This window comes from Bradyrhizobium sp. USDA 4451, assembly GCF_054822585.1.
This window is the reverse complement of sequence record NZ_JBTRCH010000001.1, coordinates 7369600-7395730: the sequence shown is the minus strand read 5'-3', so window position 1 is coordinate 7395730 and position 26131 is coordinate 7369600. Positions and strand designations below refer to the sequence as shown.

23 protein-coding genes are annotated in these 26131 nt (G+C 65.5%); 9 read left to right on the top strand and 14 right to left on the bottom strand.

Annotated elements, in window-relative coordinates:
- Window positions 1–5: 5 nt before the first annotated feature.
- Window positions 6–1676, top strand: a complete 1671-nt coding sequence (gene recN / locus ACVMB0_RS34695; RefSeq protein ID WP_461349069.1) for a DNA repair protein RecN — start codon at window positions 6–8, stop codon at window positions 1674–1676.
- 6 nt (window positions 1677–1682) lie between these two features.
- Complete coding sequence (gene ligA, locus ACVMB0_RS34690; protein WP_461349068.1) at window positions 1683–3830, top strand: NAD-dependent DNA ligase LigA; 2148 nt, start codon at window positions 1683–1685, stop codon at window positions 3828–3830.
- A gap of 153 nt (window positions 3831–3983) precedes the next feature.
- Here the strand turns inward: ligA and ACVMB0_RS34685 are convergent, their stop codons facing one another.
- Entirely contained in the window at window positions 3984–5273 is a 1290-nt protein-coding gene (locus tag ACVMB0_RS34685; RefSeq protein WP_461349067.1) for a multidrug effflux MFS transporter, read from the bottom strand.
- A 288-nt stretch (window positions 5274–5561) separates the two neighbouring features.
- Window positions 5562–7391 carry an aminopeptidase P family protein gene (locus ACVMB0_RS34680; protein WP_461349066.1) on the bottom strand — a complete coding sequence of 610 codons (1830 nt, stop codon included), beginning with the start codon at window positions 7389–7391 and terminating at the stop codon, window positions 5562–5564.
- Between the two features lie 190 nt (window positions 7392–7581).
- Between ACVMB0_RS34680 and ACVMB0_RS34675 the strand changes: the two genes are divergently transcribed.
- Window positions 7582–7767, top strand: coding sequence for a hypothetical protein (locus tag ACVMB0_RS34675; protein ID WP_456753373.1), 186 nt, complete (start codon window positions 7582–7584; stop codon window positions 7765–7767).
- An 18-nt stretch (window positions 7768–7785) separates the two neighbouring features.
- Here ACVMB0_RS34675 and ACVMB0_RS34670 read toward each other — a convergent pair whose 3' ends face one another.
- On the bottom strand, window positions 7786–8292 hold the full coding sequence (locus tag ACVMB0_RS34670) for a YkgJ family cysteine cluster protein (protein WP_461349065.1): 507 nt from the start codon (window positions 8290–8292) through the stop codon (window positions 7786–7788).
- Entirely contained in the window at window positions 8293–9177 is an 885-nt protein-coding gene (locus tag ACVMB0_RS34665; RefSeq protein ID WP_461349064.1) for a 50S ribosomal protein L11 methyltransferase, read from the bottom strand.
- Window positions 9178–9345: 168 nt separating this feature from the next.
- On the opposite strand from ACVMB0_RS34665, the gene ACVMB0_RS34660 reads away from it, so the two are divergent.
- Window positions 9346–9510, top strand: coding sequence for a Flp family type IVb pilin (locus tag ACVMB0_RS34660; protein WP_456753376.1), 165 nt, complete (start codon window positions 9346–9348; stop codon window positions 9508–9510).
- Between the two features lie 267 nt (window positions 9511–9777).
- On the opposite strand, the gene ACVMB0_RS34655 is transcribed toward ACVMB0_RS34660, so the two are convergent.
- Entirely contained in the window at window positions 9778–11379 is a 1602-nt protein-coding gene (locus tag ACVMB0_RS34655; RefSeq protein WP_461349063.1) for a phytoene desaturase family protein, read from the bottom strand.
- A 236-nt stretch (window positions 11380–11615) separates the two neighbouring features.
- Here ACVMB0_RS34655 and ACVMB0_RS34650 point away from each other — a divergent pair, with 236 nt between their 5' ends.
- Window positions 11616–13880, top strand: coding sequence for a fused MFS/spermidine synthase (locus ACVMB0_RS34650; protein WP_461349062.1), 2265 nt, complete (start codon window positions 11616–11618; stop codon window positions 13878–13880).
- Window positions 13881–13896: 16 nt separating this feature from the next.
- Here ACVMB0_RS34650 and ACVMB0_RS34645 read toward each other — a convergent pair whose 3' ends face one another.
- Window positions 13897–14484, bottom strand: coding sequence for a TetR/AcrR family transcriptional regulator (locus tag ACVMB0_RS34645; protein ID WP_461349061.1), 588 nt, complete (start codon window positions 14482–14484; stop codon window positions 13897–13899).
- A gap of 137 nt (window positions 14485–14621) precedes the next feature.
- Between ACVMB0_RS34645 and ACVMB0_RS34640 the strand changes: the two genes are divergently transcribed.
- Complete coding sequence (locus ACVMB0_RS34640; protein WP_461349060.1) at window positions 14622–15179, top strand: DUF308 domain-containing protein; 558 nt, start codon at window positions 14622–14624, stop codon at window positions 15177–15179.
- Between the two features lie 11 nt (window positions 15180–15190).
- On the opposite strand, the gene ACVMB0_RS34635 is transcribed toward ACVMB0_RS34640, so the two are convergent.
- Window positions 15191–16039: an alpha/beta fold hydrolase gene (locus ACVMB0_RS34635; protein ID WP_461349059.1), complete on the bottom strand. Its 849-nt coding sequence runs from the start codon at window positions 16037–16039 to the stop codon at window positions 15191–15193.
- Between the two features lie 249 nt (window positions 16040–16288).
- The gene (locus ACVMB0_RS34630; protein WP_456753382.1) at window positions 16289–17077 is read right to left on the bottom strand and encodes a L,D-transpeptidase; all 789 of its coding nucleotides are present in this window, start codon (window positions 17075–17077) and stop codon (window positions 16289–16291) included.
- A gap of 289 nt (window positions 17078–17366) precedes the next feature.
- On the opposite strand from ACVMB0_RS34630, the gene ACVMB0_RS34625 reads away from it, so the two are divergent.
- Complete coding sequence (locus ACVMB0_RS34625) at window positions 17367–17696, top strand: hypothetical protein (RefSeq protein WP_461349058.1); 330 nt, start codon at window positions 17367–17369, stop codon at window positions 17694–17696.
- A 121-nt stretch (window positions 17697–17817) separates the two neighbouring features.
- Here ACVMB0_RS34625 and ACVMB0_RS34620 read toward each other — a convergent pair whose 3' ends face one another.
- From ACVMB0_RS34620 to ACVMB0_RS34600, 5 genes are all read right to left on the bottom strand, one after another.
- Window positions 17818–18579 carry an ABC transporter permease gene (locus ACVMB0_RS34620; RefSeq protein WP_461349057.1) on the bottom strand — a complete coding sequence of 254 codons (762 nt, stop codon included), beginning with the start codon at window positions 18577–18579 and terminating at the stop codon, window positions 17818–17820.
- On the bottom strand, window positions 18576–19499 hold the full coding sequence (locus tag ACVMB0_RS34615; RefSeq protein ID WP_456753385.1) for an ABC transporter ATP-binding protein: 924 nt from the start codon (window positions 19497–19499) through the stop codon (window positions 18576–18578). Before ACVMB0_RS34615 ends, ACVMB0_RS34620 begins: the two co-directional genes overlap by 4 nt.
- 154 nt (window positions 19500–19653) lie before the next feature.
- Complete coding sequence (locus tag ACVMB0_RS34610) at window positions 19654–20340, bottom strand: OmpA family protein (RefSeq protein WP_461349056.1); 687 nt, start codon at window positions 20338–20340, stop codon at window positions 19654–19656.
- Window positions 20337–20750 (bottom strand): hypothetical protein, encoded by a 414-nt coding sequence (locus ACVMB0_RS34605; protein ID WP_456753387.1) that lies wholly within the window; start codon window positions 20748–20750, stop codon window positions 20337–20339. The genes ACVMB0_RS34610 and ACVMB0_RS34605 overlap by 4 nt, the downstream gene beginning before the upstream one ends.
- A gap of 63 nt (window positions 20751–20813) precedes the next feature.
- On the bottom strand, window positions 20814–23387 hold the full coding sequence (locus ACVMB0_RS34600; RefSeq protein ID WP_456753388.1) for an ATP-dependent helicase: 2574 nt from the start codon (window positions 23385–23387) through the stop codon (window positions 20814–20816).
- 280 nt (window positions 23388–23667) lie between these two features.
- Here ACVMB0_RS34600 and ACVMB0_RS34595 point away from each other — a divergent pair, with 280 nt between their 5' ends.
- A complete protein-coding gene (locus ACVMB0_RS34595) occupies window positions 23668–23841 on the top strand; it encodes a DUF1328 domain-containing protein (protein ID WP_074128779.1) in 174 nt (57 codons plus the stop codon).
- 12 nt (window positions 23842–23853) lie between these two features.
- Here ACVMB0_RS34595 and ACVMB0_RS34590 read toward each other — a convergent pair whose 3' ends face one another.
- Window positions 23854–24342 carry a thioesterase family protein gene (locus tag ACVMB0_RS34590; RefSeq protein ID WP_461349764.1) on the bottom strand — a complete coding sequence of 163 codons (489 nt, stop codon included), beginning with the start codon at window positions 24340–24342 and terminating at the stop codon, window positions 23854–23856.
- Between the two features lie 138 nt (window positions 24343–24480).
- Between ACVMB0_RS34590 and ACVMB0_RS34585 the strand changes: the two genes are divergently transcribed.
- Window positions 24481–25905, top strand: coding sequence for an FAD-binding oxidoreductase (locus tag ACVMB0_RS34585; protein WP_456753389.1), 1425 nt, complete (start codon window positions 24481–24483; stop codon window positions 25903–25905).
- The last annotated feature ends 226 nt before the right edge of the window (window positions 25906–26131 follow it).

Genomic DNA, 26131 nt, shown 5'->3' with positions numbered 1-26131 from the left:
CTCGCATGCTGGCCCGTCTGTCGATCCGTGACATCGTCCTGATCGAACGGCTTGATATCGAATTTTCCCGTGGTCTGGCGGTGCTGACCGGCGAAACCGGCGCCGGCAAATCCATCCTGCTGGATGCCTTTGCGCTGGCGCTCGGCGGCCGCGGCGATGCCGGCCTGGTTCGGCATGGCGCCGAGCAGGGGCAAGTCACCGCCACGTTCGACGTCCCGAAGGGGCATCCGGCGGCGAAAATCCTGGCCGAGAACGGCCTCGACGATACCGGTGAGATGATCCTGCGCCGCGTGCAGCTCGGCGACGGCCGCACCCGCGCCTTCATCAACGATCAGGCGATCAGTGTGCAGACCCTGAAGGCGGTCGGCGCGGTTCTGGTCGAGATCCACGGCCAGCACGACGAGCGCGCGCTGGTCGACGCCTCCACCCATCGCCAGCTGCTCGACGCCTTCGGCGGCCATGAGAAGGACGTCACGGCGCTGGAAGCGCTCTGGGATGTCAGGCGGACCGCCGTTACCGCGCTTGACGAGCATCGCGCCGGCATGGAGCGCGCGGCGCGCGAGGCCGACTATCTGCGCCACGCCTCGCAGGAGCTGAAGACGCTGGCGCCGAAGGAGGGCGAGGAGACCGAGCTCGCCAACCGCCGCACCACCATGATGCAGGGCGAGAAGGTCGCGACCGATCTGCGCGAGGCGCAGGAAGCGATCGGCGGCCCGCATTCGCCGGTGTCGGCGCTGTCGGCCGCAGTGCGGCGGCTGGAGCGTCGTGCCGCCAATGCGCCGGCGCTGATCGAGCCGGCGGTGAAGGCGATCGACGTCGCGATCAACGCGCTGGAGGAGGCCGACCAGCATCTCCAGGCCGCGCTGGCGGCGACCGATTTCGATCCGGCCGAACTCGAGCGCATCGAGGAGCGGCTGTTCGCGCTGCGCGCCGCCTCGCGCAAATATTCGACGCCGGTCGATTTGCTGGCGGCGCTGGCTGCGCAATACGCTGGTGACGTCGCGCTGATCGATGCCGGTGCCGACCAGCTCAAGAGGCTGGAAGCGGCCGCCGCCGAGGCCGACAAGCGCTACGCGGCTGCGGCCGCGAAACTGTCGGCGGCGCGGAGCAAGGCGGCCGAGAAACTCAACAAGGCCGTCAATGCCGAGCTCGCGCCGCTCAAGCTCGAGCGCGCCAAGTTCATGACCCAGGTCGAGAGCAATGCGGCGGCGCCGGGGCCGCAAGGCATCGACCGCATCGAGTTCTGGGTGCAGACCAATCCGGGCACCAAGCCGGGACCGATGATGAAGGTCGCCTCCGGCGGCGAACTGTCGCGTTTCCTGCTGGCGCTGAAGGTGGTGCTCGCCGATCGCGGCTCGGCGCCGACTTTGGTGTTCGACGAAATCGATACCGGCGTCGGCGGCGCGGTAGCGGACGCGATCGGATCGCGGCTGGCACGCCTTGCCGGCAAGGTGCAGGTGATGGCGGTGACGCATGCGCCGCAGGTCGCGGCTCGCGCCAGCCAGCATCTGCTGATCTCCAAGGATGCGCTCGACAAGGGCAAGCGTGTCGCCACCCGCGTCAACGCGCTCGCCCCTGACCACCGCCGCGAGGAGATCGCGCGCATGCTGGCCGGCGCCGAGATCACCGCGGAGGCGAGGGCCGCCGCGGAACGACTGCTCAGGGCGGCGAGTTAGTCGCCGATGGCCGCCAAAGCGAAGAGGGCACCGGTCGACGTCGACAAACTCACCAAGGCCCAGGCCAAGGTCGAGTTGATGCGGCTTGCGCTCGAGCTCGAAGGCCACGACAAGCGCTACTATCAGGACGACGCGCCCAGCGTCACCGACGCCGAATACGACGCGCTGCGGCAGCGTTACAATGCGATCGAGAAGCGTTTCCCCGAATTCGTCACCGCGGAATCGCCGTCGCAGAAGGTCGGCGCCGCGCCGTCGGGACGCTTCAAGAAGGTCCGCCATTCACTGCCGATGCTGTCGCTCGACAACGCGTTTGCGGAAGCCGACGTGGTCGACTTCGTCGGACGCATTGCGCGTTTCCTGAAGCTGCCGGACGACAAGATCGATTTTTCGGCCGAGCCGAAGATCGACGGGCTGTCAATGTCGCTGCGCTACGAGGGCGGCGAGCTCGTCACCGCGGCGACCCGCGGCGACGGCGCCGAGGGTGAGGACGTCACCGCCAACATCCGCACGCTGGAGGATGTGCCCGAGAGGCTCAAGGGCCGCAACGTGCCCGAGATCTGCGAGGTGCGCGGCGAGGTCTACATGACCAAGAAGGCGTTCCTCGCGCTCAACGAGCGGCAGAAAGCCGCCGGCGACACCGTCTTCGCCAATCCGCGCAACTCGGCGGCCGGTTCGCTGCGGCAGAAGGATCCTGGCATCACCGCTTCGCGACCGCTCGGCTTCTTCGCCTATGCCTGGGGCGAGATGAGCGCGATGCCGGAGGAGACCCAGACCGGCATGATCCACTGGTTCGAGCGCTGCGGCTTCAAGACCAATCCGCTGACCAAGCTATGTCACTCGGTCGAGGAGCTGATCGCGTTCCATCGCGAGATCGAGGAGCAGCGCGCCGAGCTCGACTACGACATCGACGGCGTCGTCTACAAGGTCGATCGCATCGACTGGCAGGAGCGGCTCGGCTTCGTGTCGCGCACGCCGCGCTGGGCGATCGCGCACAAATTCCCGGCCGAGCGCGCCATGACCGTGCTGCGCGACATCGAGATCCAGGTCGGACGCACCGGCTCGTTCACGCCGGTCGGCAAGCTCGAGCCGGTCGGCGTCGGCGGCGTGATCGTGCAGAACGTCACGCTGCACAATGAGGACTACATCAAGGGCATCGGCAACAAGGGCGAGGTGCTGCGCGAGGGGCGCGACATCAGGATCGGCGATACCGTGGTGATCCAGCGCGCCGGCGACGTGATCCCGCAGGTCGTCGACGTCGTGCTCGACAAGCGGCCGAAGAGCGCCAAGGAATTCCATTTTCCGAAGAAGTGCCCATGCCCGCTGCACACCGACGTGGTGCGCGAGGAGACCGCGACCGGCGAGGAGGGCTCGCGGCTGCGTTGCAGCGGCGAGTTCGCCTGTCCGTTCCAGAAGGTCGAGCATCTCATCCTGTTCGTGTCGCGCCGCGCCTTCGACATCGACGGCCTCGGCGTGAAGCAGCTGCAATATTTCTTCGACGAAGGCTGGGTCAAGGAACCCGCCGACATCTTCACTCTGCCGAAACGCAACGCGAAGCTGAAGCTCGAGGACATCGAGGGCTACGGCGAGACCTCGGTGCGCAATCTGTTCGCCGCGATCGACAGCCGGCGCCGGATCGGGCTGGAGCGCTTCATCTATGCGCTCGGCATGCGCCATGTCGGCGAGACCACCGCGCTGGCGCTGGCGCGCGGCTACGGCTCGTGGGAGGCGTTCCACGAGGCCTGCCTCAAGGTCGCCAAGGGCGACGAGGACGCCATCGCCGAGATGGATGCGCTCGACCAGATCGGCGACACCGTGATCAAGAGCATCGCGGATTATTTCGGCGAGAGCCACAATCGCGGCATCGTCGAGCGGCTGACCGGGGAGCTCGACGAGATCATCGATGCCGAGAAGCCGAAGAGCAATTCGGCGGTCGCCGGCAAGACCGTGGTGTTCACCGGCTCGTTGGAAAAGATGACGCGGGACGAGGCCAAGGCAACCGCCGAGCGGCTGGGCGCCAAGGCGGCCGGTTCGGTCTCGAAGAAGACCGACTATGTGGTCGCGGGGCCGGGCGCCGGCTCGAAGCTCGCCGAAGCCCAGAAGCACGGCGTCCAGGTGCTGACCGAAGACGAGTGGCTGAAGCTGATCGGGGAGTGAGGGGCGCAGCATCGCGCCACATTCTCCACTGTCGTCCTCCGCGAAAGCGGGGGACCCAGTATTCCAGAGACAGTCATTTTTGGTCGATAGGTCGCGGCGTACTGGATCCCCCGCCTGCGCGGGGGATGACGAGTTGAGGGGGCGGTGCCCGCCTCACATCATTCCCTGCTCATCCTCCTCCGCCTGCGCGATCAGCTCCTCGCTCACCACCACGTTCCGCCGCGGCACGATGAAGATCATGGTGCAGACGCAGGCGATCGAAATCGCTGTGATCGCCGATGTCAGCGGCAGCGTGGTGGTGGAGTGGCCGCCGAGATAGGCGCCGAACTGCGAGATCAGCGAGCCGATGCCCTGCTGCAGGAAGCCCATGGCGCCGGAGGCGGTGCCGGCGGCCTCGGGACGGATGCTGATGGCGCCGGCCGCGGAATTGGCCATCACGAAGGCATTGGCGATCATCACGATCATCTGGGTGCCGAACAGCCAGAGCGGGGCCTGGTTTGCTCCAGTGAAGCTCCAGAGCAGGTTCAGCAGGCTGCCGCCGAGCTGCAACGCGAGGCCGAACCAGATCAGTCGCTCCAGCGAGTGCCGCGGCGCGAACCGCACGCACAGCAAATTGCCGACGAAGTAGCCGAACCCGGTCATCGCGAACCACGCGCCATACTCGGCGCTGCTGCGGCCCATCTGGGTGACCACGATGTAGGGGCCGCCGCCGGCGAAGGCGAAGATGATCTGCGACGCCAGCACCTGGCACAAGAGATAGCCGACGAAGGCGCGGCTGCGCAGCAGCTTGCCGAGGTCGCCGCGAAAGCTCGAACTGTCGGCGCGGTCGCGGCGGGTCTCGGGCAGCGCCAGCGCGATGAAGACCGCGACGGCCAGCGACGCCGCGGTGATGAAATAGAGGATCGCGCGCCAGCCGAACGTGGTCTCCAGCAGGCCGCCGGTCAGCGGGCTCACCATCTGCGCGATCATCAGCGCGGCGACGACGAGGCTGATCATGGCGCCGACCCGCTCGCGCGGATAGAGATCGCGGATGATGGCGCGGCTGATCACCATGCCGCTGGCGCCGCCGAGCGCCTGGAAGAACCGCGCCGCGATCAGCTGCGGCAGGGTCTCGGCGAACACGGAACCGATGCCGGCCACCACCATCAGGCCGAGGCCCGCAAGCAGCACCGGCCGGCGGCCGAACTTGTCGGACAGCGGTCCCATGATCAGCTGCGACAGCGCGATGCCGACCATGTAGAGCGACACCGTCATCTGCGCGATCGAGATGTCACGGCCGAACGTGGTCGCGAGCACCGGCAGTGCCGGGACCAGCATGTAGAGCGAGATCGGTGCGATGCCCGTCATCACGACGAGCATCAGCAGCATGACCTTCGATGTCGCGATGTTGTCTTGAGTGTTGCCTTTGGCCGCGCCGGGCGGCTTGCCCATCACGCCGTGCATTCAGGTCCGTTTCCGCATTGTGGAACGACTGTAGCGTGCCCGTTCGCGCGGAATACGGGAGTTTCGGCATACGCCCATGCGATTTCGGGACACGCGGCGGCGATGTTTCGTCTCGCGCAATTAGGCCGCTGTGCCCGCAAACTCCGCTGTCGTCCTCCGCGAAAGCGGGGGACCCAGTATTCCAGAGGCAGGTGTTCTTGAGCCGATGGGCCGCGGCGTACCGGATCCCCCGCTTTTGCGGGGGATGACACCGAACGTGAGGAGAGGGTGAACGTAAACGCGACGCCGCTACGTCAGCGCCGCCGTCGCCTCGTCGAGCCACAGCTTCGTGGCGTTGTCGTCGAGATGCGGGCGCACCGTGCGGGCGACCCGGGCGTGGTAGTCGTTGAGCCAGGCCAGCTCGCTTGGGCTCAGCATGCCGACCTCGATCAGGCGGCGATCGATCGGCGCCAGGGTCAGCGTCTCGAAGGCGTTGACCGGCTTCTCGGCGCCGGCGATGTCGGTGCCGATCACGAGCTCGAGGTTCTCGATCCGGATGCCGTAGGCGTCGGTCTTGTAGTAGCCGGGCTCGTTCGAGAGGATCATGCCGCGCTTCAGCGGCGTGGTGCCGAGCTTGGAGATCCGCGCCGGCCCTTCATGGACGCTGAGATAGCTGCCGACGCCGTGGCCGGTGCCGTGCTCGAAATCGATCCCGGCCTGCCAGAGATATTGCCGCGCCAGCGTGTCGAGCTGGGCGCCGGTGGTGCCGTCGGGGAAGACCGCGCGGGCGATCGCGATATGGCCGCGCAGCACCCGGGTGAAGCGATCGCGCATCTCGTCGGTCGGCTGGCCGATCGCGATGGTGCGGGTGACGTCCGTGGTGCCGTCCTGATATTGCGCGCCGGAATCGATCAGCAAGAGATCGCCGGGCGCGATGCGGCGGTTGCTCTTGCGCGTCACGCGGTAATGCACGATGGCGCCGTTCGGCCCGGTGCCGGCGATGGTCGGGAACGAGACATCCTTCAGCGCGCCGGTCTGGCGGCGGAAGGTCTCCAGGGCCTCGACGGTGTCGATCTCGGTGAGGTGGCCGGAGGGCGCCTCGCGGTCGATCCAGGCGAGGAAGCGGGTCAGCGCCACCGCGTCGCGCTGATGCGCGGTGCGCGTGCCCTCGATCTCGGTGATGTTCTTGACTGCCTTGAGCAGGCTGACCGGATCATTGCCGCGCACCGGCTTGCCGCCGGCGCCCGCGATCAGGCGGCTGAGAGCGTCGGCCGCGGTCGCGCTGTCGAGCGCGATCGAGGCGCCGCGCTTGGCAAGCTCGGTGAGCTTTGGCGCCAGCGCCGCCGGCTCCTCGACATCGGCGGATTGTTCGAGATGGTCGCGGGTCGCGTTGGACAGCTTGCGGTGATCGATGAACACCAGCGGCCGGCCGTCCTTCGGCACCAGCGCGTAGGACAGCGGCAGCGGCGTATGCGAGACGTCGGCGCCGCGGATGTTGAAGGTCCAGGCCACCGCATGGCTGTCGGACAGCACCAGCGCATCGACGCCGAGCTTGTTGATCTCGAGCCGGATGCGCTTGAGCTTCTCGGCCTCGATCTCGCCGGAGAACTGCGTGCCGTGGATCGAAACCGGGCCGAGCGGCGGTGCCGGCCGCTCGTGCCAGATCGTATCGACCGGGTTGCCGTCGACGGCGACCAGCTCGGCGCCGGCCTTGGTGCAGGCCGCCGCCAGCCGTTCGGCTGCCGCAGAAGTGTGCAGCCACGGGTCAAATCCTAGGCGGTCGCCCGCCGCCAGGTGCCGGGTCAACCAGTGCTCCGGCGGCGGCTCGACCAGCGGCTCGACCTGCCAGGCCTTGCGGTCGACCTGCTTGCCGGCCTGCAGCGTATAGCGGCCGTCGACGAACAGGGCCGCGTCCTTGGCGAGCACGATCGCGATCCCGGCCGATCCGGTGAAGCCGGTCAGCCAGGCGAGCCGCTCCTCGGACGCCGCAACATATTCATTCTGCTGCTGGTCGGCGCGCGGAACCACAAATCCCGTCAGCTTGCGCCGTGCCAGTTCCTCACGCAGCGCGCTCAAGCGTGCGGCCAGCGCCACGCCGCCTTCGGGCTCTTCGAACGTCTGGAAATGGGCTTCGAACATCGCTGTCGCACTCTTTTCGGGTCGAGCATGAGCTTCGCGCAGACGCGGCCAAGCTGACCACATTTTTGGCATAACTTCTGCTTGAAACATGGCATAGTAGAACTGACCGGACGATGTCCACTGCATCTCCCGGGTCAAGCGTACGGGGAGTGTCCAGGAGTGTCTCAACTCAACGGTGAGGAGATGCACGATGCCTGCATTCACGTTTGAGAAGATCTCGCCGCCGATCCCGCGCGGCCCGATCGCGCCGGTCGAACAGAAGCCGCGTGGCGTCATCGTCCAGATGCTGGACCGCTTTGTCGAGGCGCGTGCCCGGCGTGCCGCCAGTCAGGACAAGGTCGAGACGGCCGGCCGCGAGTCCACCGCACCCAAATAACCAGCCCGCAGATCGCGTCTACCGCTTGAGGACCGACGCCTTCACCACGGTCGCATTGACGACCCTTGTGCCGTCGAGTTCGCGCACGATCCGCTCGTCGGGCCCGACGGTCCCGAGATCGAATTCGCGCTCAGGCGTCAGCAGCGTCATGCGGTGACCGACGATGACGACGACGGTCATGTCGCGGGGCTCGCCGGAGATCGCCCATTGCATGAGCTGGTTGCGAAACGGCTCCCGGCGCCAGGCGTCCGGGAAGCCCGGGTCGCACTGGACCTCGAGGCCGTCGTCGGATGTGGTCAGCACGAGCTTCGATCTGGAGGGCTTCCAGTGCTCCTCGAGCAACTCGTTGACCAGCCAGACGCAGCCGAACGCGCGGCATTCCGCCGGCCGGTCCGGATAGATTCTGCAGCCGCGCCCCGGCTTGCAATGCGGGCACCATGCGTTGGCGGGCTTCGCCAGTTCCTCGATCGCCATCACCTTGCAGCAGAGCGTGCAGTCGCCGCACTGTCTGCCGGCGGCGGCCATTCACCTCACCGAGCGCAGCAGCAGGCTGCTCCAGCCCTCGATCTTGAGATGCCGCAGCGGCACCAGCCCGCGGGCGCGATAGGCGGCGATCACAGCCGGTGCCTGGTGGGTCAAGAGGCCGGAGAGGATGACCTGCGCCGATGATGCAAGCTGCCGCGCCATCGGCCCGGCCAGCTGCCGCAGCGGATTGGCGAGGATGTTGGCGAGCACGAGATCGAACGGTCCGTCCTCGGCAAACCGCGGCGACGCAAAGCCGGTGGCGCGGATCGCGTCGACCAGATGGCCGGCGCCGTTCAGCCGGGCATTCTCCTCCGCTACCCGCACCGAGGGCGGGTCGATGTCGCTGGCCAGCACCTTGCCGTGCAGCGCCTTGGCGGCGGCGATCCCCAGCACGCCGGTCCCGGTGCCGAGATCGAGCACCCGGCGAGGCTGATACGCTTTCAGCACGTGGTCGAGCAGCAGCAGGCAGCCGCGGGTGGTGCCGTGATGGCCGGTGCCGAAGGCGAGCGCCGCCTCGATCTCGATCCCGAGCTTGTTGGGCGGTATCCTGTGGCGGTCGTGCTGGCCGTGGACGACGAAGCGGCCGGCGGCGACCGGGATGAGGTCCTCCAGGCTGGCCTTGACCCAGTCCTTGGCCTCCACGGTATCAAATACCAAAGTCGATGCGACATCCTGCCGCGTCACCTGGCCGACCAGCTCCCGCAGCAAGGCTGGGTCCGGCGGCTCGGCAAAATGGACCGTGACGTCCCAGCGACCGTCCGGCCGCTCGAAGGCCGCAAAAGCCGCCTGATCCTCGAAGAACAGCTCGGAAAGCGTGTCAACTACGCGCTTTGCAGTCGTTTCGTCAGGAAGGGTGATGCTGGCGCGATGCGTGGCTGGGGTCATCGCAGGCCCGTAGCGCGGATTTTGTTAAAATTTCAAGCACGATTCAGTCGAATATCGCGAGAATTGAGAGGTTCCCGGTTTAGACAACTTTAGATTTCACCGTAGTAGTACTGGCCCCGGAACAGGAACCTCCCGTTCCAAGCATCACAACTCAAGGGCAGGGCTGCTATGAGGGCTTTTTTCGTTAGGTTTTTGCAGGATGAATCCGGCGCGACCGCCATCGAATATGGACTGATCGCAACAGGCATCGCGATCGCCATCATCGCTGCGGTGAACGGCGTCGGCTCGTCGCTGAGCGGGACCTTCAATTCGATCAGCGGTTCGCTGAAGTAAGTTTCGTCGACGGCGTTCTCAAGGCAAGCACCGGGCAACGACGCCCGGTGTTTTTCTTTTGTGCTGGTTGTCCACCGAGCCTTGCGCAGCTCGTCAACAGGGCATCGCGCGCGTTATCTCCGCAGTTTGTCGGCCCCTTCTGCACAGCCGGTCCACCACAATGTCCACCGGTTCTCCCGTTGGCGTACAGCATATCTGTCCACCGCGAACCCACAGCTTCCCAACAGGCCTGTCCACAGCTTGCCGCGCCGGGAGCGCGGCGCGTCGTTATGCGAACAGCGCGCGATGGTCGGCCAGGACCGCGCGCGCGGCGTTGTGGCCGGGGGCGCCGGTGACGCCGCCGCCGGGATGGGCGCCGGACCCGCAATGGTAGAGACCGCGCAGCGGGCCGCGGTAATCGGCATGGCCGAGCATCGGCCGCGCCGAGAACAGCTGGTTCAGCGTCAGCGCGCCATGGAAGATGTCGCCGCCGAGCAGGCCGAACTGCCGCTCGAGGTCGAGCGGCGACAGGATCTGGCGGCCGATCACGCTGCCGGCGAAGCCCGGCGCGTAGCCGTCGACGGTTGCGATCATCAGGTCGGCCACCTCGTCGCGATAATCGTCCCATGATTTGCCGTCGGGCAGTTGCGGCGCGACGTGTTGGCAGAACAGGCTCGCGACATGCCGGCCCTGCGGGCTCAGGCTGTCGTCGAGCGTCGAGGGGATCAGCATCTCGACCACGGGTGCACGGCTCCAGCCGAATTCGCGCGCGTCGCGCCAGGCGCGATCCATGTAGCCGAGACTCGGCGCGATGATGATTCCGGCGGTGAGGTGATCGCCGGGACCGGGCAGCGCGGTGAACGAGGGCAGGGCATCAAGCGCCACGTTCATCCGGAACGTGCCGGAGCCGTTCTGCCATCGCGAGATGCGGCCGCGGAACTCGTCCGCCAGCGCAGCTTCGGGCACCAGGCGGGTGTATAGTAGCTTCGGATTGACGTTGGAGACGACGTATTTGGCGCGGATCGCCTTGCCATTGTCGAGGATAACTCCCAGCGCGCGATCCTTCTCGACGATCACCTCGCGGACACCAGCATCGGTTGCGATCTCGACGCCATGGCTGCGCGCGGCGCGCGCCATCGTCTGGGTGATCGCGCCCATGCCGCCGAGCGCGTGGCCCCAGACGCCTTTCTTGCCGTTCACCTCGCCGAACGCGTGGTGCAGCATCACATAGGCCGAGCCGGCCGCGTAGGGGCTGGCGTAGTTGCCGACGATGGCGTCGAAGCCGAACAGCGCCTTGACGAGGTCGTGCTCGAAACGCTCGTCGAGCATGTCGCCGGCCGAGCGCGTGAACAGGTCGAGCAGATTGCGCTGCTGCTCCAGCGTCAGCCGCCGCAGGATGTTGGCGGTGCCAAGCGCGTTGAAGGCCTCGCTCAGCGCGCCCAAGCCAAAACCCTCGACGAGGTTCGGCGGCGCGCGCAGCACGAATTGGCGCAGCACATCGGCGATGGCTTCGAGTTCCCCCGAGAACACGCCGATGGCGGCCGCGTCGCGCGCGCTGAGTTTCGCGACCGATTGCTGGGTGCGGCCTTCGCCGGTCAGCAAATAGCTGCCATCGGGTGCGGGAAGGAAGTTCTGGGCGCGGCGCTCGACGATCCTGAGGCCGTGATCGGCAAGTTTCAGGTCAGAAATGATTTGCGGATTGAGCAGGCTCACCGTGTAGGCGGCGACCGAATTGCGGAAGCCTGGATAGAACTCTTCAGTTACGGCGGCGCCGCCGACCACCTTGCGGCGTTCCACGACCTTCACCCGCAGCCCGGCCATCGCAAGATAGGCCGCGCAGGTGAGGCCGTTATGCCCCGCACCGATGATGACGACGTCTGTCTCGTTCATGTCCGCTTCAAGAAGGAGTGATTAGAGCATGACCGGAAACGTGGAAACCGGTTTTCCGAAAGGATCATGCTCAAGAAAAGATCCAGCGTGCTGTGGCGCCGCTGCGCCGCGTCGTCAAGTCCACGTGACCGCGGTTTCTTGTCCGTGATACTGCCATATGCTCAATTCAAGTCCTCCGGTGCGGTGCCGCCGGACCGTCCGCCTCCGGCGCCCGCCGGGTCCATGCCGGAGCCTTCATGACGTCTGAGCCGTCCGCCTCGCGAAACCGGCTGGTGCTGGTTGTCTACACCACCGCGATCTTCGTCTCAGCCCTGCTGCTGTTCTCGGTGCAGCCGCTGTTCACCAAGATGGTGCTGCCGCGGCTCGGCGGCTCGCCGGCGGTGTGGTCGGTGGCGATGGTGTTCTTTCAGTCGCTGCTGCTCGGCGGCTATGCCTATGCGCATCTCCTGATGAAGCTGAACAGTCGCATCGTGCCGATCGCAGTACATCTGGCGCTGCTCGTGATCGCCTTGCTGACCTTGCCGCTGTCGATCAGGAGCGGCTGGGGCGAGCCGCCGAATTCGGGCTACGCGCTCTGGCTGCTCGGCCTGTTCGCGGTCTCGATTGGGCTGCCGTTCTTCGCGCTCGCCGCCAACAATCCGCTGCTGCAGGCCTGGTTCGTGCGCACCGGTCATCCCAACGGCCCCGACCCGTATTTCCTCTACGCGTCCTCGAACATCGGCAGCTTCCTCGCGCTGTTGTCCTATCCGGTGCTGCTCGAGCCGATGTTCACGCTGCGCACCCAGAACCTGATCTGGACCGGCGGCTATGGCCTGCTGATCCTCCTGATCGCAGGTTGCGGCGTGCTGCTGTTGCGGTCGCTAGCCAATGCCGCCGCGCTCAACATGCCCCCCCTTGATGATGCCGATGCGCCGGCGCCGTCCTGGGGTTCGCGCGCGCGTTGGATCTTCCTGGCCGCGGTGCCGTCCGGCCTCTTGATCGCGGTGACGGCGCATATCTCGACCGACGTCGCGGCGGCGCCGCTGCTGTGGGTGTTGCCGCTGTCGCTGTATTTGTTGACCTGGGTGCTGGTGTTCCAGTCGCGGCCGCTGCTGCCGCACAAATGGATGTTGCTGGCGCAGCCGCTGGCGATTGCCGGCGTCGTGATCCTGCTCGCGGTCGGCGGCGAGCAGAACCTGCTGCTGACGCTCGGCGGTCATCAGCTCTGCTTCTTCATCATCGCGATGGCCTGTCACGGCGAACTCGCGCGCACCCGTCCGGCCGCGAAATATCTCACCGGCTTCTATGTCGCGCTGTCGTTCGGCGGCATGGTCGGCGGCCTGTTCGCGGGGCTGATTGCGCCCTTTACCTTCTCATGGGTCGCCGAATATCCGATCCTGCTGGCGCTCGCGGCGCTGTGCCGTCCCGGCAGCGCCGAGCGGCTGCCGCGCTGGGCCGCCTGGTACTGGCCGTTCCTTGCGGTGCTGGCGGTTGGGCTGATCGCGCCGAGCTATTCGGCCGGCGACATCTTCAACTGGTTCGACGACCACCGGGTCTGGGTGATCTCTGCGGTCGGCGTGCTCTCGGCGTTGCTCGCGCTCGCGCTCAACGCCAATCGCTGGAAGATCTTCGCCACCGTCGTCGTCGCGCTGGCGGTGCTGCGTGCCTATCCGTCCGACGACGGCCGCGTCGACACCGTGCGCAGCTTCTTCGGCGTGCACAAGATCGTGGTGACGCCGAACGGGCAGTATCACGTGCTGATGCACGGTACCACGATCCACGGTGCCGAGAAGTTCAAGAACGACGACGGCACGCCGGTCACCGGCAGGCCCGAACCGATCAGCTACTACCACAAGGACGGCGGCATCGGACGGGCGATATCAGCGATCCGCGAGCGCAAGGGCGCGCCGCTGAAGGTCGCTGTGATCGGGCTCGGCTCGGGCACGCTGACCTGTGCGTCGCAGCCGGGCGAGGACTGGCGCTTCTTCGAGATCGACCAGTCGATGGTCGATACCGCGCGCGACCCGAAATACTTCACCTACATCCAGAACTGCGAGCCAAACCTGAAGCCGGTGATCGGCGACGCGCGGCTGACCTTCGCCAAGGAGCCGGACGGCGTCTACGATCTCATCATCGTCGACGCCTATTCGTCGGACGCGATCCCGATCCATCTTGCGACCGAGGAGGCGATGGCGATCTACAAGCAGAAGCTGGCCCCGCAGGGCGCGGTGGTGATGCACGTCTCGAACCGACATCTCGAACTCGCCAGCGTCGTGGTCGGCATTGCCGACGCCAACGACATGAAGAGCTGGGTCTACAGCGAGGATTCCGGCCGCGACAACGAGTATATCTTCTCGACCTCGGTCGTGGTCTCCGCGCGCGAGGAGGCCGATGTCGGCAAACTCGCCTCGTCAGATTTGTGGACCGAGACCGAAGCCGACGAGAACCAGCGGGTCTGGACCGACGACTACTCGAACGTGCTGGGCGCGGTCTACCGTCGCTTGCGCGACGGCGAGCAGTAGGCGCGAGCGACCTTGCCTAGCGGTCCGCTGCCAGCAACCGGGCGATCTGGGGTTTGATGATTGCGGCAAACAGGCCGGGATCGTCGAATGCGCGTGCAGAGAGCATGGCGCCGTGGACTGATGCCATCAGCATGTGAGCCTCGTCTTGCGGCCGCTTGCCAAGCCCGAACACGCCTTGCTCTGCACCCGCTCGCAACACCGATGTCAGCCAGCCCGCAAGGTGATGGAAGTGGCCGTGCACGCGCGTGGCGACCTCGTCCGGCAATATCGGCATCTCGCCGGCAAGCATCGCGCAGACGCAGAACGACAGAGAGGCGTCCTGAATGCACCCCTGCCAGAAGTTCACATAGGACTGCAACTGCTCGACAGGGTCGCCGGACTGCTCCTGAAGCGACCGCAGGCCCAGCTCCGTCTGCTGCCGGTAACGGTCGATCAGCGCCGAAACCAGTTCGGCCTTGGTCGGGAAGTGGTGGTGGATGCTCGCCTTCCGGATGCCGATCGCATCGGCGATGTCGGCATAGCTGAACCCGTTATAGCCCCCCGCGACGATCAGGGACTGCGCGACATCGAGGATCCGCTCTGAGGTCGAGATCATTGAGTTCATGCCGGCGCCTACCTTCCGGTAGGTAAGTTGTCAAGGCAGGACCAAACGCCCATTCGACACAAAAAGGTGTCCCGCCATGCGATTGACCCAACATAGGCACTTACCTACTAGTAGGTAGACAAACGTGGAGTCAATCGATGCAAAACCGACTTTCGGCCCAATCCAGCTGGCTGCAATCCTACTATTTCGGGCGCGCGATCTTCTCAATCGCGTGGGTTGCCGCCGCCGTTCTGTTCAGCGGGCAAGCGGGCCCGGCCGCGTTCCTGCTGGTGATCTATCCGGCATGGGACGCAACAGCCAATCTGGCTGATGCGCGGGTCAATGGCGGCTTGATCGCCAATCCATCTCAAGCGTTGAATGTGGCGGTCAGTGCAATCACGGCGCTCGCCGTGATCGTGGCGATCGGCCGCGATAGCTATGCCGTGTTGGCGGTGTTCGGGATTTGGGCGATCCTGGCGGGTGTGCTGCAATTGGCCACCGGCGTCAGGCGCTGGCGCGAGTTCGGCGCGCAATGGGCGATGGTCCTGAGCGGTGCGCAGTCGGCCCTGGCCGGCGGCTACATGATCAGCCGATCGGTCGGCACGGTGGCGCCGACGATCCTCGACGTCGCTCCCTATGCCGGATTCGGCGCGTTCTATTTCCTGGTGTCGGCAATCTGGCTCGTCGCCACGGCTTATCGCAGCGCGCGTGCATAACTGTGCGATAGCTATTTCTTCTCCGGCGGCGCTGCATTCGCTGAGGTGGGCGCCGCCGCTGCAATGAGCGGCATCGTCGGCGTGGTCTCGCCGGCATCCTCGTCGAGGAATTGCTCGACCCCGGCCTGGATCGACGACTTCGCGCTATTGGGGCCGCGATCGCTGAGGTCGTTGTGATGGAATTCGGTCCGGACCACCTTGATGCCGAGCCGTGCGCAGGTTTCGTCGTCGGGCACGACGCCGGGATCGGCCTTGAACACCGGATCGCGGGAGCGGAACGAGAGGATCTTGATCCTGCCGTCGGTGATGAAGGGGACGCGCAGATTGTCCAGCGTCACGACTTTCTTGACGAGGTCGGGATGCTGCTTGGCGAAGAACATCGAGATGTCGCCGCCGTTGGAGTGGCCGATCAAGGTCAGCTGGCGATAGTTGGCATTCGGGTAGAGCTTCCTGAGCTCGTCGATCGCATACATGATGTTGAAGACGCCGCGATTGTACTGCATGCGGCGGCCGACATATTCCTCGCCGACCTTGGTGACCATCGGCGCATCGGTATCGAGATCGTGCTGAATGCTCACCACGAGGTAGCCGCGCGATGCGAACACATTGGTGAGGAAGGAGTACTCGGTGTTCTTCACGGTGTTGCCGTGGCTCAGGATCGCGACCGGCAGCTCGATCATCTCGGCCATCGCCTGCATTTGCCGGTCGCGCCGGACCGCGACCTCGACCGTGACGTTGCGGTCGTCGCGCAGCACGTCGTGGAACGTCAGCGTGGTGTGACTGATGGCCCATCTGTCCGTGGTGAAGTAGCCGGCCATCGCCATGATGCACAGGCAAAGGACAATGATGCCCCGTTTCATCTCGACCTCTGATCTTGCCCTAACTGACCCGCGCTTCCGGCCATCTCGTCCGGGCATTCCGCGTGAATCGGCCTTCAGAGGCCAGGCGGGCGCTTTTGCCGCCGAATATCGGGCCAATTTTACAATCAGATGACGGCGCGACGACCAGCCACGGCGCGCGCCGGCGCGGGCGCTTTGCAACGGTCACAAGCGGGTGAGGGGCGTGTGAACTGACGGCGCACGGCCTGGCGCCGCCAGCGGGGCAGTGTCTCAGTCCTGATAGTTGTTGCCGTAGGGGCCGCGCTCGTAATACGGCCGCGGCTGGTAATAGCCCTGCGGCGCCGGCGCATAGCCCTGATTGCCGTAGTATTGCTGCTGACCATAGGCCTGCGCGCCGTAGACGCGGCGGCTCGACGGCGGCGCCGGATAGCGCCGGTCAGTCGAGCTGCCGTCGGCTGGATAGATGTAGCCGTCGTCGACACGGGCCTGCGCCGGATATTCGCGCGGCTGCGGTGTCAGGACGACAGGGTCGCCGGCGGCGGCGGTGCCGTACTGTCCGTCAACTTGCTGCGGCGCGGAGCGAGCGACGGCGGTGCCATTACGCCCGCGCGGATTGCGCGCCAGCGCGACCTGCGACGAACCGGTCAGCGTCACCGTGGTGTTGAGCACGCCTTCCTTCTGGACCAGCGCGTAAAGCGTCGATGCGTTGTCGCGCGACAGCCGCACGCAGCCATGCGAGGCCGGAGTACCCAACCGGTTCACCGAGTCGGTGCCGTGGATCGCATGCCCGATCTTGGTGAAGAAGATCGAATGCGGCATCGGCGCGTCGTCGAATTCCTTGGAGTAGTGATCCTCTTCCATGCGGAAGGCGCGGAAGCTGCCGTTCGGCGTTTCGCGCGACGGGATGCCGGTCGACACCGGCCAGTGATAACGCGCGACGCCGTCGACCGCGACGGTCATCTGCTGATTGTCCTTGTCGATGGTGATATCGACCTTGGCCTGCGCGGCGCCGGCCGCAAGAAGCATCACGGACGTGAACGCAATGAGGAACGAACGCATTTACCTTTGGCCTCCAGGCCTGATCGCAAAGCCGCGGCTCTCCGTCCCCGGCAACCAATATGCATGGAATCCGAACTTGGTTCCAGTGGCGGACCCGCGCCATCGTTAATCCGGCGCGCGGCGCAAACAAGGCCGAAGCCGGGCCGGCCGGCCGCAGCGGGCTGACATTTTCGCGAGCAGACCGCGACGTCGCCCGCCGATTTGGCCGCCGCCGCGCAACCATTTGGCCGCATGGGCGTTTCATATTCCCGCCCGGCGGCGCAATCGCGTCGCGCATCAAGGAACCCAGATGAACACCACCAAGGTTAAGACCGCGGCCGCTATCCCAGCCGGCCTCTCCGCGCGGCTGTTGCTTGCGGCCGCTGCCTTCGCTTTGGCGCTGGCGGCAGCTCCCCATGCCGGCCATGCCCAGGGCATCGTCCGCGGAGCGCACGAGGGCGCCTATGAGGGCAATCGGATCGGCGGGCCTGTGGGCGGCGTGGTTGGCGGCGCCGTCGGCGCCGGCGTCGGCGGCGCCATGGGCGCGGTCAAGGGCGTGTTCGGCATCCCGGATCGCGGCTATCGCCGCGGCCACCGCTGCCGCGGCTATTACCGCCACGGTCATTTCCACTGCTATTGAGTGGCAAAGAACCCGTAGCGCGGATGGAGCGAAGCGAAATCCGGGACCGGTCCTGCCAGTCGCTCAAATTGTCCCGGATTACGCTGCGCGTCATCCGGGCTACAGGCTGGGCTACAAAGCGTCAATTCTTCAGCCGGTAGCCGGTCCTGAAGATCCAGGCCACGATCGCCATGCAGGCCACCAGAAATCCTGCGGTCATGCCGAGGCTGAGCCCGACGCTGACATCGGCGATCTCGTAGAAGCTCCAGCGGAAGCCCGAGATCAGGTAGACCACCGGGTTGAACAGCGTGATGGTGCGCCAGCCCGACGGCAGCATGTTCACCGAGTAGAAGCTGCCGCCGAGGAAGGTCAACGGCGTCACCACCAGCATCGGGATCATCTGCAGCTTCTCGAAACCGTCGGCCCAGATGCCGATGATGAAGCCGAACAGGCTAAAGGTGACGGCGGTCAGCACCAGGAAGGTCAGCATCCACACCGGGTGGGCGATGTGCAAAGGCACGAAAAGTCCCGCCGTCGCCAGGATGATCAGGCCGAGGATGATCGACTTGGTGGCGGCGGCGCCCACATAGCCGATCACGATCTCGAAATAGGAGATCGGCGCCGACAGGATCTCGTAGATCGTGCCGACGAATTTCGGGAAGTAGATGCCGAACGAGGCGTTGGCAATGCTCTGGGTCAGCACCGACAGCATCACCAGCCCCGGCACGATGAAGGTGCCGTAGCTGACGCCCTCGACCTGGGTGATGCGCGAGCCGATCGCGGCGCCGAACACCACGAAATAGAGCGAGGTCGAGACCACCGGCGAGACGATGCTCTGCAGCAGCGTGCGCCAGGTGCGCGCCATTTCGAACAGATAGATGGCCCGGATTGCGCGGTAGTTCATGGCGCCCTCACGAGGCTGACGAAGATGTCTTCGAGGGAGCTCTGCTTCGTGTCGAGATCGGAAATGCGGATGCCGGCGTTGCGCAGATCGTTGAGCAGGCTGGTGATGCCGGTGCGGTCGCCCTTGGTGTCGTAATCGTAGGTCACGGCGTGGCCGTCGTCGGAGAGTTCGAGATTGTAGGCGGCGAGTGCGGGCGGAACGGCGTCAAGCTTGCCCTGCAGTTGCAGCGTCAGCTGCTTCTTGCCGAGCTTCTGCATCAAGGTCGCCTTGTCCTCGATCAGGATGATTTCGCCCTTGTTGATGACGCCGATGCGGTCGGCCATCTCCTCGGCTTCCTCGATGTAGTGCGTGGTCAGGATGATGGTGACGCCGGCCGCTTGCAGCGTGCGGACCACCTCCCACATGCCCTTGCGCAATTCGACGTCGACGCCGGCGGTGGGCTCGTCGAGGAACAGGATCTGCGGCTCGTGCGACAGCGCCTTGGCGATCATCACGCGGCGCTTCATGCCGCCGGACAGCGTGATGATCTTGTTGTCCTTCTTGTCCCACAGCGAAAGATCCTTCAGCACCTTCTCGATATGAGCGGGGTTCTTCGGCTTGCCGAACAGGCCGCGGCTGAAGCTGACGGTCGCCCACACCGATTCGAAGGCGTCAGTGTGCAGCTCCTGCGGAACCAGCCCGATCATCGACCGCGCCGCGCGATAGTCCCTGATGATGTCGTGGCCACCGATCGCTATGCGGCCCTCGCTCGGATTGGCGATGCCGCAGATGATGCTGATCAGCGTGGTCTTGCCGGCGCCGTTCGGCCCGAGCAGCGCGAAGATCTCGCCGCGATTGATGTCCAGATTGATGCCCTTCAGCGCCTTGAAGCCGGAGCCATAGGTCTTCGAAAGATTGGATACGGAAATGATCGGCGACATGGAGGATCGGAAGCGTGAGAGAGGAGCGATGGGCGCGGATTGGAGTCCGGGCGGCGCGCGATGCGGGGTCAACCGCAGATAGGGACGCATAATCCGTTCTGCAATCACCCGGCAGGGCAGAAAAATCATTCTGCGGTGTGGCGGATAAGCCGCTCTAATGCCTCTTCGCGGGTTTCGCAGGCTTCTTGGCGGCCGCCGCGGGAGTGGGATGTGCGGGCGGTGCGGTATCGGCGAGCTTGCCGACCAGCATGATCTGCACCTGGTTGTTGACAGGTGCGTTGGGACGGGCGGGGTCGAGCAATTGCTCTTCGCCGAGCCCGACCGACTGCAGGCGCTTCGGTGTGATCTTGAAGGTATTGACCAGGATGTCGCGGATCGCGTCGGCGCGCCGCTGGCTCAGCACCACGTTGTTCTCGCGCCGTCCGGTCGACTCGATGTGGCCGACGATCAGGAAGGTGTAGGGCAGCAGCGAGGACTGCGTCAGCGCATCGGCGATGCGTCCGACGGTCTGGTAGGAATCCGGCAGCACGATCGGCGTGTCGACGTCGAACGCGATGTCGGCATTGAACGTCGGCAGCTTGGTCAGATCAGGCGCGATCGGCGGGCGCTTCGAGGGCGGCGGCTCGTTCTTGGAGCGCGACTTCGATCGTTCGGCCGCCTGCTGGCGCAGCGCGGGGACATCGATCTCGGCGTCGCTCTCGTAATGATTCAGCTTGGCGATGACGTCGTCGCGCGTGATGGCGGTCTGCGCCTGCGCGGACGGCATCGCCAGCAAGACGAGCGCACTCAACAGGCCCGAAAGGCCAGCGCTGCGCAGGCCTTGCGTCGGCAGCCGCATCATTGATACCCCGCGTCATTGATCGCCTGGGTGCAATTGCGGCTGAGGCCCTTGGCGCCGACCAGGCAGGGGACCGACTTGCTGGTCTCCTTGGTCGAGCCGCCGCAGACCTTGACGATCTCGCGGGTGCAGGCGTTGGCAACGGTGACGCGCGCCGCAATCCGCTTCTGGATCGCATCGAGGGTTGAGAAGTAGCTCTCCTTGCACTGCGGCGAGATCACGTCGCGGTTGCGCGACAGGCATTCCTTGAGGCGGGTGGAGTCGAGATTGACGCCGCGGCAGTTCGCGGTGATATCGGCGCCGCAGGCCTTGGCCAGCTGCGCTGCGGAATCGCCAAAGCTCATCGTCTCCGCGACCGCCAGCGACGGCGCGGTGAGCGCGATGACGAAAAGGAAAAACCCACCCCGGACCATGCGGCCATCTCAACCCGTGAATTCAACTGGGGTCAAGAGCTACGAACAGCGAAGCCGTCTCTGTCACACCCGTTCCACAAAGCTGTCGACCACCTTCTTCTCGCCGGCTTTTTCGAAGGCGATGGTCAGCTTGTTGCCGTCGATCTTCACCACATGGCCGTAGCCGAATTTCTGGTGAAACACCCGATCGTCCAGCGAAAATTCCGACGTCGTGCCGGTGGACTTCGCCACCAGCTCGCCCTCGATCACCATGGGGCCGCGCTTGGTGCGGCTAAAGCTGTCCGATGAAAACGACGACTGCCGCTCCTCGAAGCCGCCGCTACGGCCGCCGCCGCCACGGGTGCGGTTGGCCTGGGCACGCTGCCAGCCCGGCGTCGAGTAGCTCGAGCCGAATGATTCGAGGTTGTCGAAGCGCGAGGCGCCGTAGCCGCCGCTGCCGCCCCAGCCCGATCCGCCCTTGGATTCGGTGATCTCGACATTGTGCGCCGGCAGCTCGTCAAGGAAGCGCGACGGGATCGTGGTCGACCAGGTGCCATGGATGCGGCGGTTGGTGGCGAAATAGATTTTCGCGCGGCGGCGTGCCCGCGTGAGCCCGACATGGGCGAGGCGGCGCTCCTCCTCGAGCCCGGCGCGGCCCTGTTCGTCCAGCGTGCGCTGGCTCGGGAACAGGCCTTCCTCCCAGCCCGGCAGGAACACGTTGTCGAATTCCAGCCCCTTGGCCGAATGCAGCGTCATCAGCGACACCGCCTCGTCGCCGGCCTCGCCGTCGCGGTCCATCACCAGCGAGATATGTTCGAGAAACCCTTGCAGGTTCTCGAATTCCTCCATCGAACGGACCAGTTCCTTGAGGTTGTCGAGCCGGCCCGCGGCATCGGCCGAGCGGTCCTTCTGCCACATCTCGGTGTAGCCGCTCTCGTCGAGCACGATCTCGGCTAGCTCGGTGTGCGAGGTCACCTCGCGCTGGGCGCGCCAGCGGTCGAACTGCATCACGAGGTCGCGCAGGGAGCCGCGCGCCTTCGGCTTCAATTCGTCGGTCTCGACCACGGCGCGCGCCGCCTCGAACAGCGGAATGCGGCGCTTGCGGGCATGGTCGTGCAGCAGCTGCACGGTGGCATCGCCAAGGCCACGCTTCGGCACGTTGACGATGCGCTCGAAGGCGAGATCGTCGGCCGGTGAATTGATGGTGCGCAAATAGGCCAGCGCGTCGCGGATTTCGGCGCGCTCGTAGAAGCGGGGACCGCCGATCACGCGGTAGGGCAGGCCGAGTGTGACGAAGCGGTCTTCGAACTCGCGCATCTGGAACGAGGCGCGGACCAGGATGGCGACGTCGTTGAGATTCTCGCCGGACCGCTGCAGCTCCTCGAGCTCCTCGCCGATCGCGCGCGCTTCCTCTTCCGAATCCCAGGAGCCGGTGACGGTGACCTTTTCGCCGTCGACATCCTCGGTGCGCAGCGTCTTGCCAAGCCGGCCTTCATTGTGCGCGATCAGATGCGAAGCTGCGGCCAGGATGTGGCCGGTGGAGCGGTAATTGCGCTCGAGGCGGATGACTTTCGCGCCGGGGAAGTCGTGCTCGAAGCGCAGGATGTTGTCGACCTCGGCGCCGCGCCAGCCGTAGATCGACTGGTCGTCGTCGCCGACGCAGCAGATGTTCTTGAGGGGGGCATTCTCCGTCATTCCGGGATGCGCCGCAGGCGCAGACCCGGAATCTCGAGATGAGTCCTCTTCACCTCTAGATTCCGGGTTCGCATCTTCGATGCGCCCCGGAATGACGGGAGAGTTGGTTGCTCCCGGAATAATATCGGAGAGCGATCGCCCCGGTCGCGACGGCGCCTGCGACAGCAGGCGCAGCCACAGATACTGCGCGACGTTGGTGTCCTGATATTCGTCGACCAGGATGAACTTGAAGCGGTTCTGGTACTGCCGCAGCACATCGGGGTTCTCGCGGAACAGCCGGATGTTCTCAAGCAGCAGGTCGCCGAAATCGGCGGCATTGAGGATCTTCAGCCGCTCCTGATAGGTCGCGTAGATCTTGCCGCCCTTGCCGTTGCCGAACGAGGCGGCTTCGCCCGCGGGCACCTGCGACGGCGACAGCCCGCGATTCTTCCAGCTGTCGATCAGGCCGGCCAGCATCCGCGCCGGCCAGCGCTTGTCGTCGATGTTCTCGGCCTGCAGCAACTGCTTCAACAGCCGCACCTGGTCGTCGACATCGAGCACCGTGAAGTTGGATTTGAGCTGCACCAGCTCGGCGTGGATGCGCAGGATGCGGCCGCCGATCGAGTGGAAGGTGCCGAGCCACGGCATGCCCTCGACCGCCTGGCCCAGCATCTGGCCGAGCCGCAGCTTCATCTCGCGCGCCGCCTTGTTGGTGAAGGTCACCGACAGGATTTCCTGCGGCCGGGCGCGGCCCTGGCTCAGGATATGCGCGATGCGCGTGGTCAAGACCCGCGTCTTGCCGGTGCCGGCACCGGCCAGCACCAACACAGGACCGTCGAGCGTCTCGACTGCGTCGCGCTGCTCCGGATTGAGGCCCTGTAGATATTGCGGACCCGCCGCCGCCCGCGCACGCGCGGCGATGCCGCCAGCCACCGGCTGGTGCTCGGGAACGCCGTGATGGGGCAATTTGCTCGGCTCGGTCATTGGCGAATCGTCTCGGCCCCACGATGGCACCGCGGGACGGTGAAGGGGAGCCTTCTTAACAGGGGATTGAGGGGCATATAGGGCCTGTTCGGCCGTTTTGACAGGTTTTATCGCGGCCGACAGGAACGGTTTTGGCAGCAGTCCACACTCGACCAGGTTCCAAAACGCGGCCGAAATTTCGCGGTTTCGCGATCAGGAACCAGCATGTCTCCGCCGGATTGTTTCTTCAGTCATGTCGCCAGCACGAGCCGGCGCGAGGCAACAAAGCAGAGGTTTGATCATGTTGAGCTGGGTCGTCACATTCCTGGTCATCGCGTTGATCGCGGGCATTTTGGGCTTCGGCGGCATCGCCGGCGCCTCGATCGAAATCGCCAAGGCGATCTTCTTCATCGCCGTTATCCTGTTCCTGGTAACGGCTGTGCTTGGATTGGTGCGTGGCCGTACAAGGGTGTAGCAAGACACGAACTCACTTCTTCGCGGGCATCGCCACGTTGCGGCCGATGCCCTCGGGGCGCGGCACGCCCGCATAACTCCCCACAATCGCTTGCGCCCGGGCGCGGATATCCGGGGGAAACGGTGCCACCTTGCGCGCCTCCATGTCGATATGCAGCGTGAGGTTTTCCGAGGTCGCCGACAGCCAGCCGTCGGTGGCGTGGCGCAGCTCCTCGAACGTGTGCAGCCGCTTCTCGTCGGCGCCGAGCAGGAAGACCGAGACCTGCACGGGATCGCCGAGATGGATTTCCCGCAGGTACCGGACGTGGCATTCGGCGGTGAAGGTCGAGCAATGCCGCGCCTTCATGTAGGCCGGCCCGATGCCGAGTTGCAGCCACATCTCGTCGATGGCGCGGTCGAACATCACGTTGTAATAGGCCATGTTGAGATGGCCGTTGTAATCGATCCATTGCGGGTCGATCTGCATCACGGACGATTTGAACGGGGCTGATGGAAGCGGCATCTCGCTGGCGGCAGTCACTATGGTCATCTCCCATTCCCGGTTCGCTGGCGTTCGAGCATGAACTTTTTTCAAGTCAGGCTCTCTTGACCCCTTATACAAGCTTTGCCACGGTCGGCTAAAGCCGGGAGGAATTTTGACGTGGCGACAACGATTTCGAGCAATTTGACGCGACCTGAGCCGGCGGCCCTGAAGCGCGCGATCGACGCGCTGGCGGCGCGGTTCGGCAACCGGCTCGTGACGTCGCAGGCGGTGCGCGAACAGCACGCCCATACCACCACGTGGCTGCCGAACCAGCCGCCGGACGCGGTCGTCACGGCGCAGGAAACCGCCGACATCCAGGACGTGGTGCGGATCTGCGCGGCCAACCGCGTGCCCGTCATCGCCTTCGGCACCGGAACGTCCCTGGAAGGGCAGGTCAACGCGCCCGCGGGCGGCGTCTGCATCGATCTGCGCGACATGAACAAGGTGCTCGCGGTGCATGCCGAGGACCTCGACTGCGTGATCCAGCCCGGCGTGACGCGGAAGGCGCTCAACGAGCATCTGCGCGACCAGGGCCTGTTCTTCCCGATCGATCCCGGCGCCGACGCCTCGCTCGGCGGCATGACCTCGACCCGCGCATCCGGCACCAACGCGGTGCGCTACGGCACCATGCGCGAGAACGTGCTGGCGCTGAAGGTGGTGCGCGGCGACGGCGAGATCATCACGACCGGCACCCGCGCCAAGAAGTCGTCGGCCGGTTACGACCTGACGCATCTGTTCGTCGGCGCCGAGGGCACGCTCGGCATCATCTCCGAGCTGACCATTCGCCTGCGCGGCATTCCCGACACGATCGCGGCTGCCGCCTGTTCGTTCGAGACGGTGGCCGACGCCTGCCAGGCCACGATCCTCGCGATCCAGACCGGCATTCCGGTCGCCCGTATCGAGCTGCTCAATGCGGCGCAGGTGAAGGCCTGCAACAATTATTCGAAGCTGTCGCTGCCGGAGACGCCGTTGCTGCTGCTGGAATTCCACGGCAGCGAGGTCGAGGTCGCCGAGCAGTCGAAGAATTTCCGCGACATCGCTGCCGAATGCGGCGGCGGCGACTTCACCTGGACCACCAAGCCGGAAGATCGCACCAAGCTGTGGCAGGCCCGGCATGACGCCTACTGGTCCGTCAAGGCGCTGCGTCCCGGCGACAGCATCGGCGTCGTCGCAACCGACGTCTGTGTGCCGATCTCGCGGCTTGCCGACTGCGTGACCGAGACCGAGGACGATCTGAAGCGGCTGAACCTGCTGTCGCCGATCGTCGGCCATGTCGGCGACGGCAATTTCCACTGCTCGCTGCTCTGCGACGTCAACGACAAGGACGAGATGGCGCGGGGCGAGGAGTTCATGCACCGGCTGGTCGAGCGCGCGCAATCGATGGATGGCACCTGCACCGGCGAGCACGGCATCGGCCAGGGCAAGCAGAAATATCTGAAGGCCGAGCTCGGCCCCGAGGCGCTCGACGCGATGCGGGCGCTCAAGCTCGCGCTCGATCCGCACAACATTTTCAATCCCGGAAAGATTGTTCCAGCCGCCTGAGGCGTCGTCACGTCACGGAGGAGTCGTCAGCGGGCGAGCGCGGAACGTTCTTGCCTGCTATGTGTGACGCAGTGTGATCACGGCTTCCCGCTCCAGGCGCGCATTGCGCACGGAGCGGCCGGCCCGGTGTAACCTCAGCGCCATAGTTTGCCGGTTGCTCGGCGGCGGGCCGACTCTGTCGTTCACAGGTTGCACCAGGGCCAGCTATGATTGCCGCGCTTCGAGG

Excerpts from the sequence above, each read along its gene's own strand:
- ACVMB0_RS34650 (WP_461349062.1), top strand. The coding sequence starts at position 11,616 with ATGACGTCTGAGCCGTCCGCCTCGCGAAACCGGCTGGTGCTGGTTGTC.
- ACVMB0_RS34610 (WP_461349056.1), bottom strand. The coding sequence starts at position 20,340 with ATGATGCGGCTGCCGACGCAAGGCCTGCGCAGCGCTGGCCTTTCGGGC.
- ACVMB0_RS34645 (WP_461349061.1), bottom strand. The coding sequence starts at position 14,484 with ATGAACTCAATGATCTCGACCTCAGAGCGGATCCTCGATGTCGCGCAG.
- ACVMB0_RS34615 (WP_456753385.1), bottom strand. The coding sequence starts at position 19,499 with ATGTCGCCGATCATTTCCGTATCCAATCTTTCGAAGACCTATGGCTCC.
- ACVMB0_RS34600 (WP_456753388.1), bottom strand. The coding sequence starts at position 23,387 with ATGACCGAGCCGAGCAAATTGCCCCATCACGGCGTTCCCGAGCACCAG.
- ACVMB0_RS34630 (WP_456753382.1), bottom strand. The coding sequence starts at position 17,077 with ATGCGTTCGTTCCTCATTGCGTTCACGTCCGTGATGCTTCTTGCGGCC.
- ACVMB0_RS34685 (WP_461349067.1), bottom strand. The coding sequence starts at position 5,273 with ATGCACGGCGTGATGGGCAAGCCGCCCGGCGCGGCCAAAGGCAACACT.
- ACVMB0_RS34605 (WP_456753387.1), bottom strand. The coding sequence starts at position 20,750 with ATGGTCCGGGGTGGGTTTTTCCTTTTCGTCATCGCGCTCACCGCGCCG.
- ACVMB0_RS34655 (WP_461349063.1), bottom strand. The coding sequence starts at position 11,379 with ATGAACGAGACAGACGTCGTCATCATCGGTGCGGGGCATAACGGCCTC.
- ACVMB0_RS34620 (WP_461349057.1), bottom strand. The coding sequence starts at position 18,579 with ATGAACTACCGCGCAATCCGGGCCATCTATCTGTTCGAAATGGCGCGC.
- recN (WP_461349069.1), top strand. The coding sequence starts at position 6 with ATGCTGGCCCGTCTGTCGATCCGTGACATCGTCCTGATCGAACGGCTT.
- ACVMB0_RS34675 (WP_456753373.1), top strand. The coding sequence starts at position 7,582 with ATGCCTGCATTCACGTTTGAGAAGATCTCGCCGCCGATCCCGCGCGGC.
- ACVMB0_RS34625 (WP_461349058.1), top strand. The coding sequence starts at position 17,367 with ATGAACACCACCAAGGTTAAGACCGCGGCCGCTATCCCAGCCGGCCTC.
- ACVMB0_RS34595 (WP_074128779.1), top strand. The coding sequence starts at position 23,668 with ATGTTGAGCTGGGTCGTCACATTCCTGGTCATCGCGTTGATCGCGGGC.
- ACVMB0_RS34680 (WP_461349066.1), bottom strand. The coding sequence starts at position 7,391 with ATGTTCGAAGCCCATTTCCAGACGTTCGAAGAGCCCGAAGGCGGCGTG.
- ACVMB0_RS34670 (WP_461349065.1), bottom strand. The coding sequence starts at position 8,292 with ATGGCCGCCGCCGGCAGACAGTGCGGCGACTGCACGCTCTGCTGCAAG.
- ligA (WP_461349068.1), top strand. The coding sequence starts at position 1,683 with ATGGCCGCCAAAGCGAAGAGGGCACCGGTCGACGTCGACAAACTCACC.
- ACVMB0_RS34635 (WP_461349059.1), bottom strand. The coding sequence starts at position 16,039 with ATGAAACGGGGCATCATTGTCCTTTGCCTGTGCATCATGGCGATGGCC.
- ACVMB0_RS34665 (WP_461349064.1), bottom strand. The coding sequence starts at position 9,177 with ATGACCCCAGCCACGCATCGCGCCAGCATCACCCTTCCTGACGAAACG.
- ACVMB0_RS34590 (WP_461349764.1), bottom strand. The coding sequence starts at position 24,342 with ATGCCGCTTCCATCAGCCCCGTTCAAATCGTCCGTGATGCAGATCGAC.
- ACVMB0_RS34640 (WP_461349060.1), top strand. The coding sequence starts at position 14,622 with ATGCAAAACCGACTTTCGGCCCAATCCAGCTGGCTGCAATCCTACTAT.
- ACVMB0_RS34660 (WP_456753376.1), top strand. The coding sequence starts at position 9,346 with ATGAGGGCTTTTTTCGTTAGGTTTTTGCAGGATGAATCCGGCGCGACC.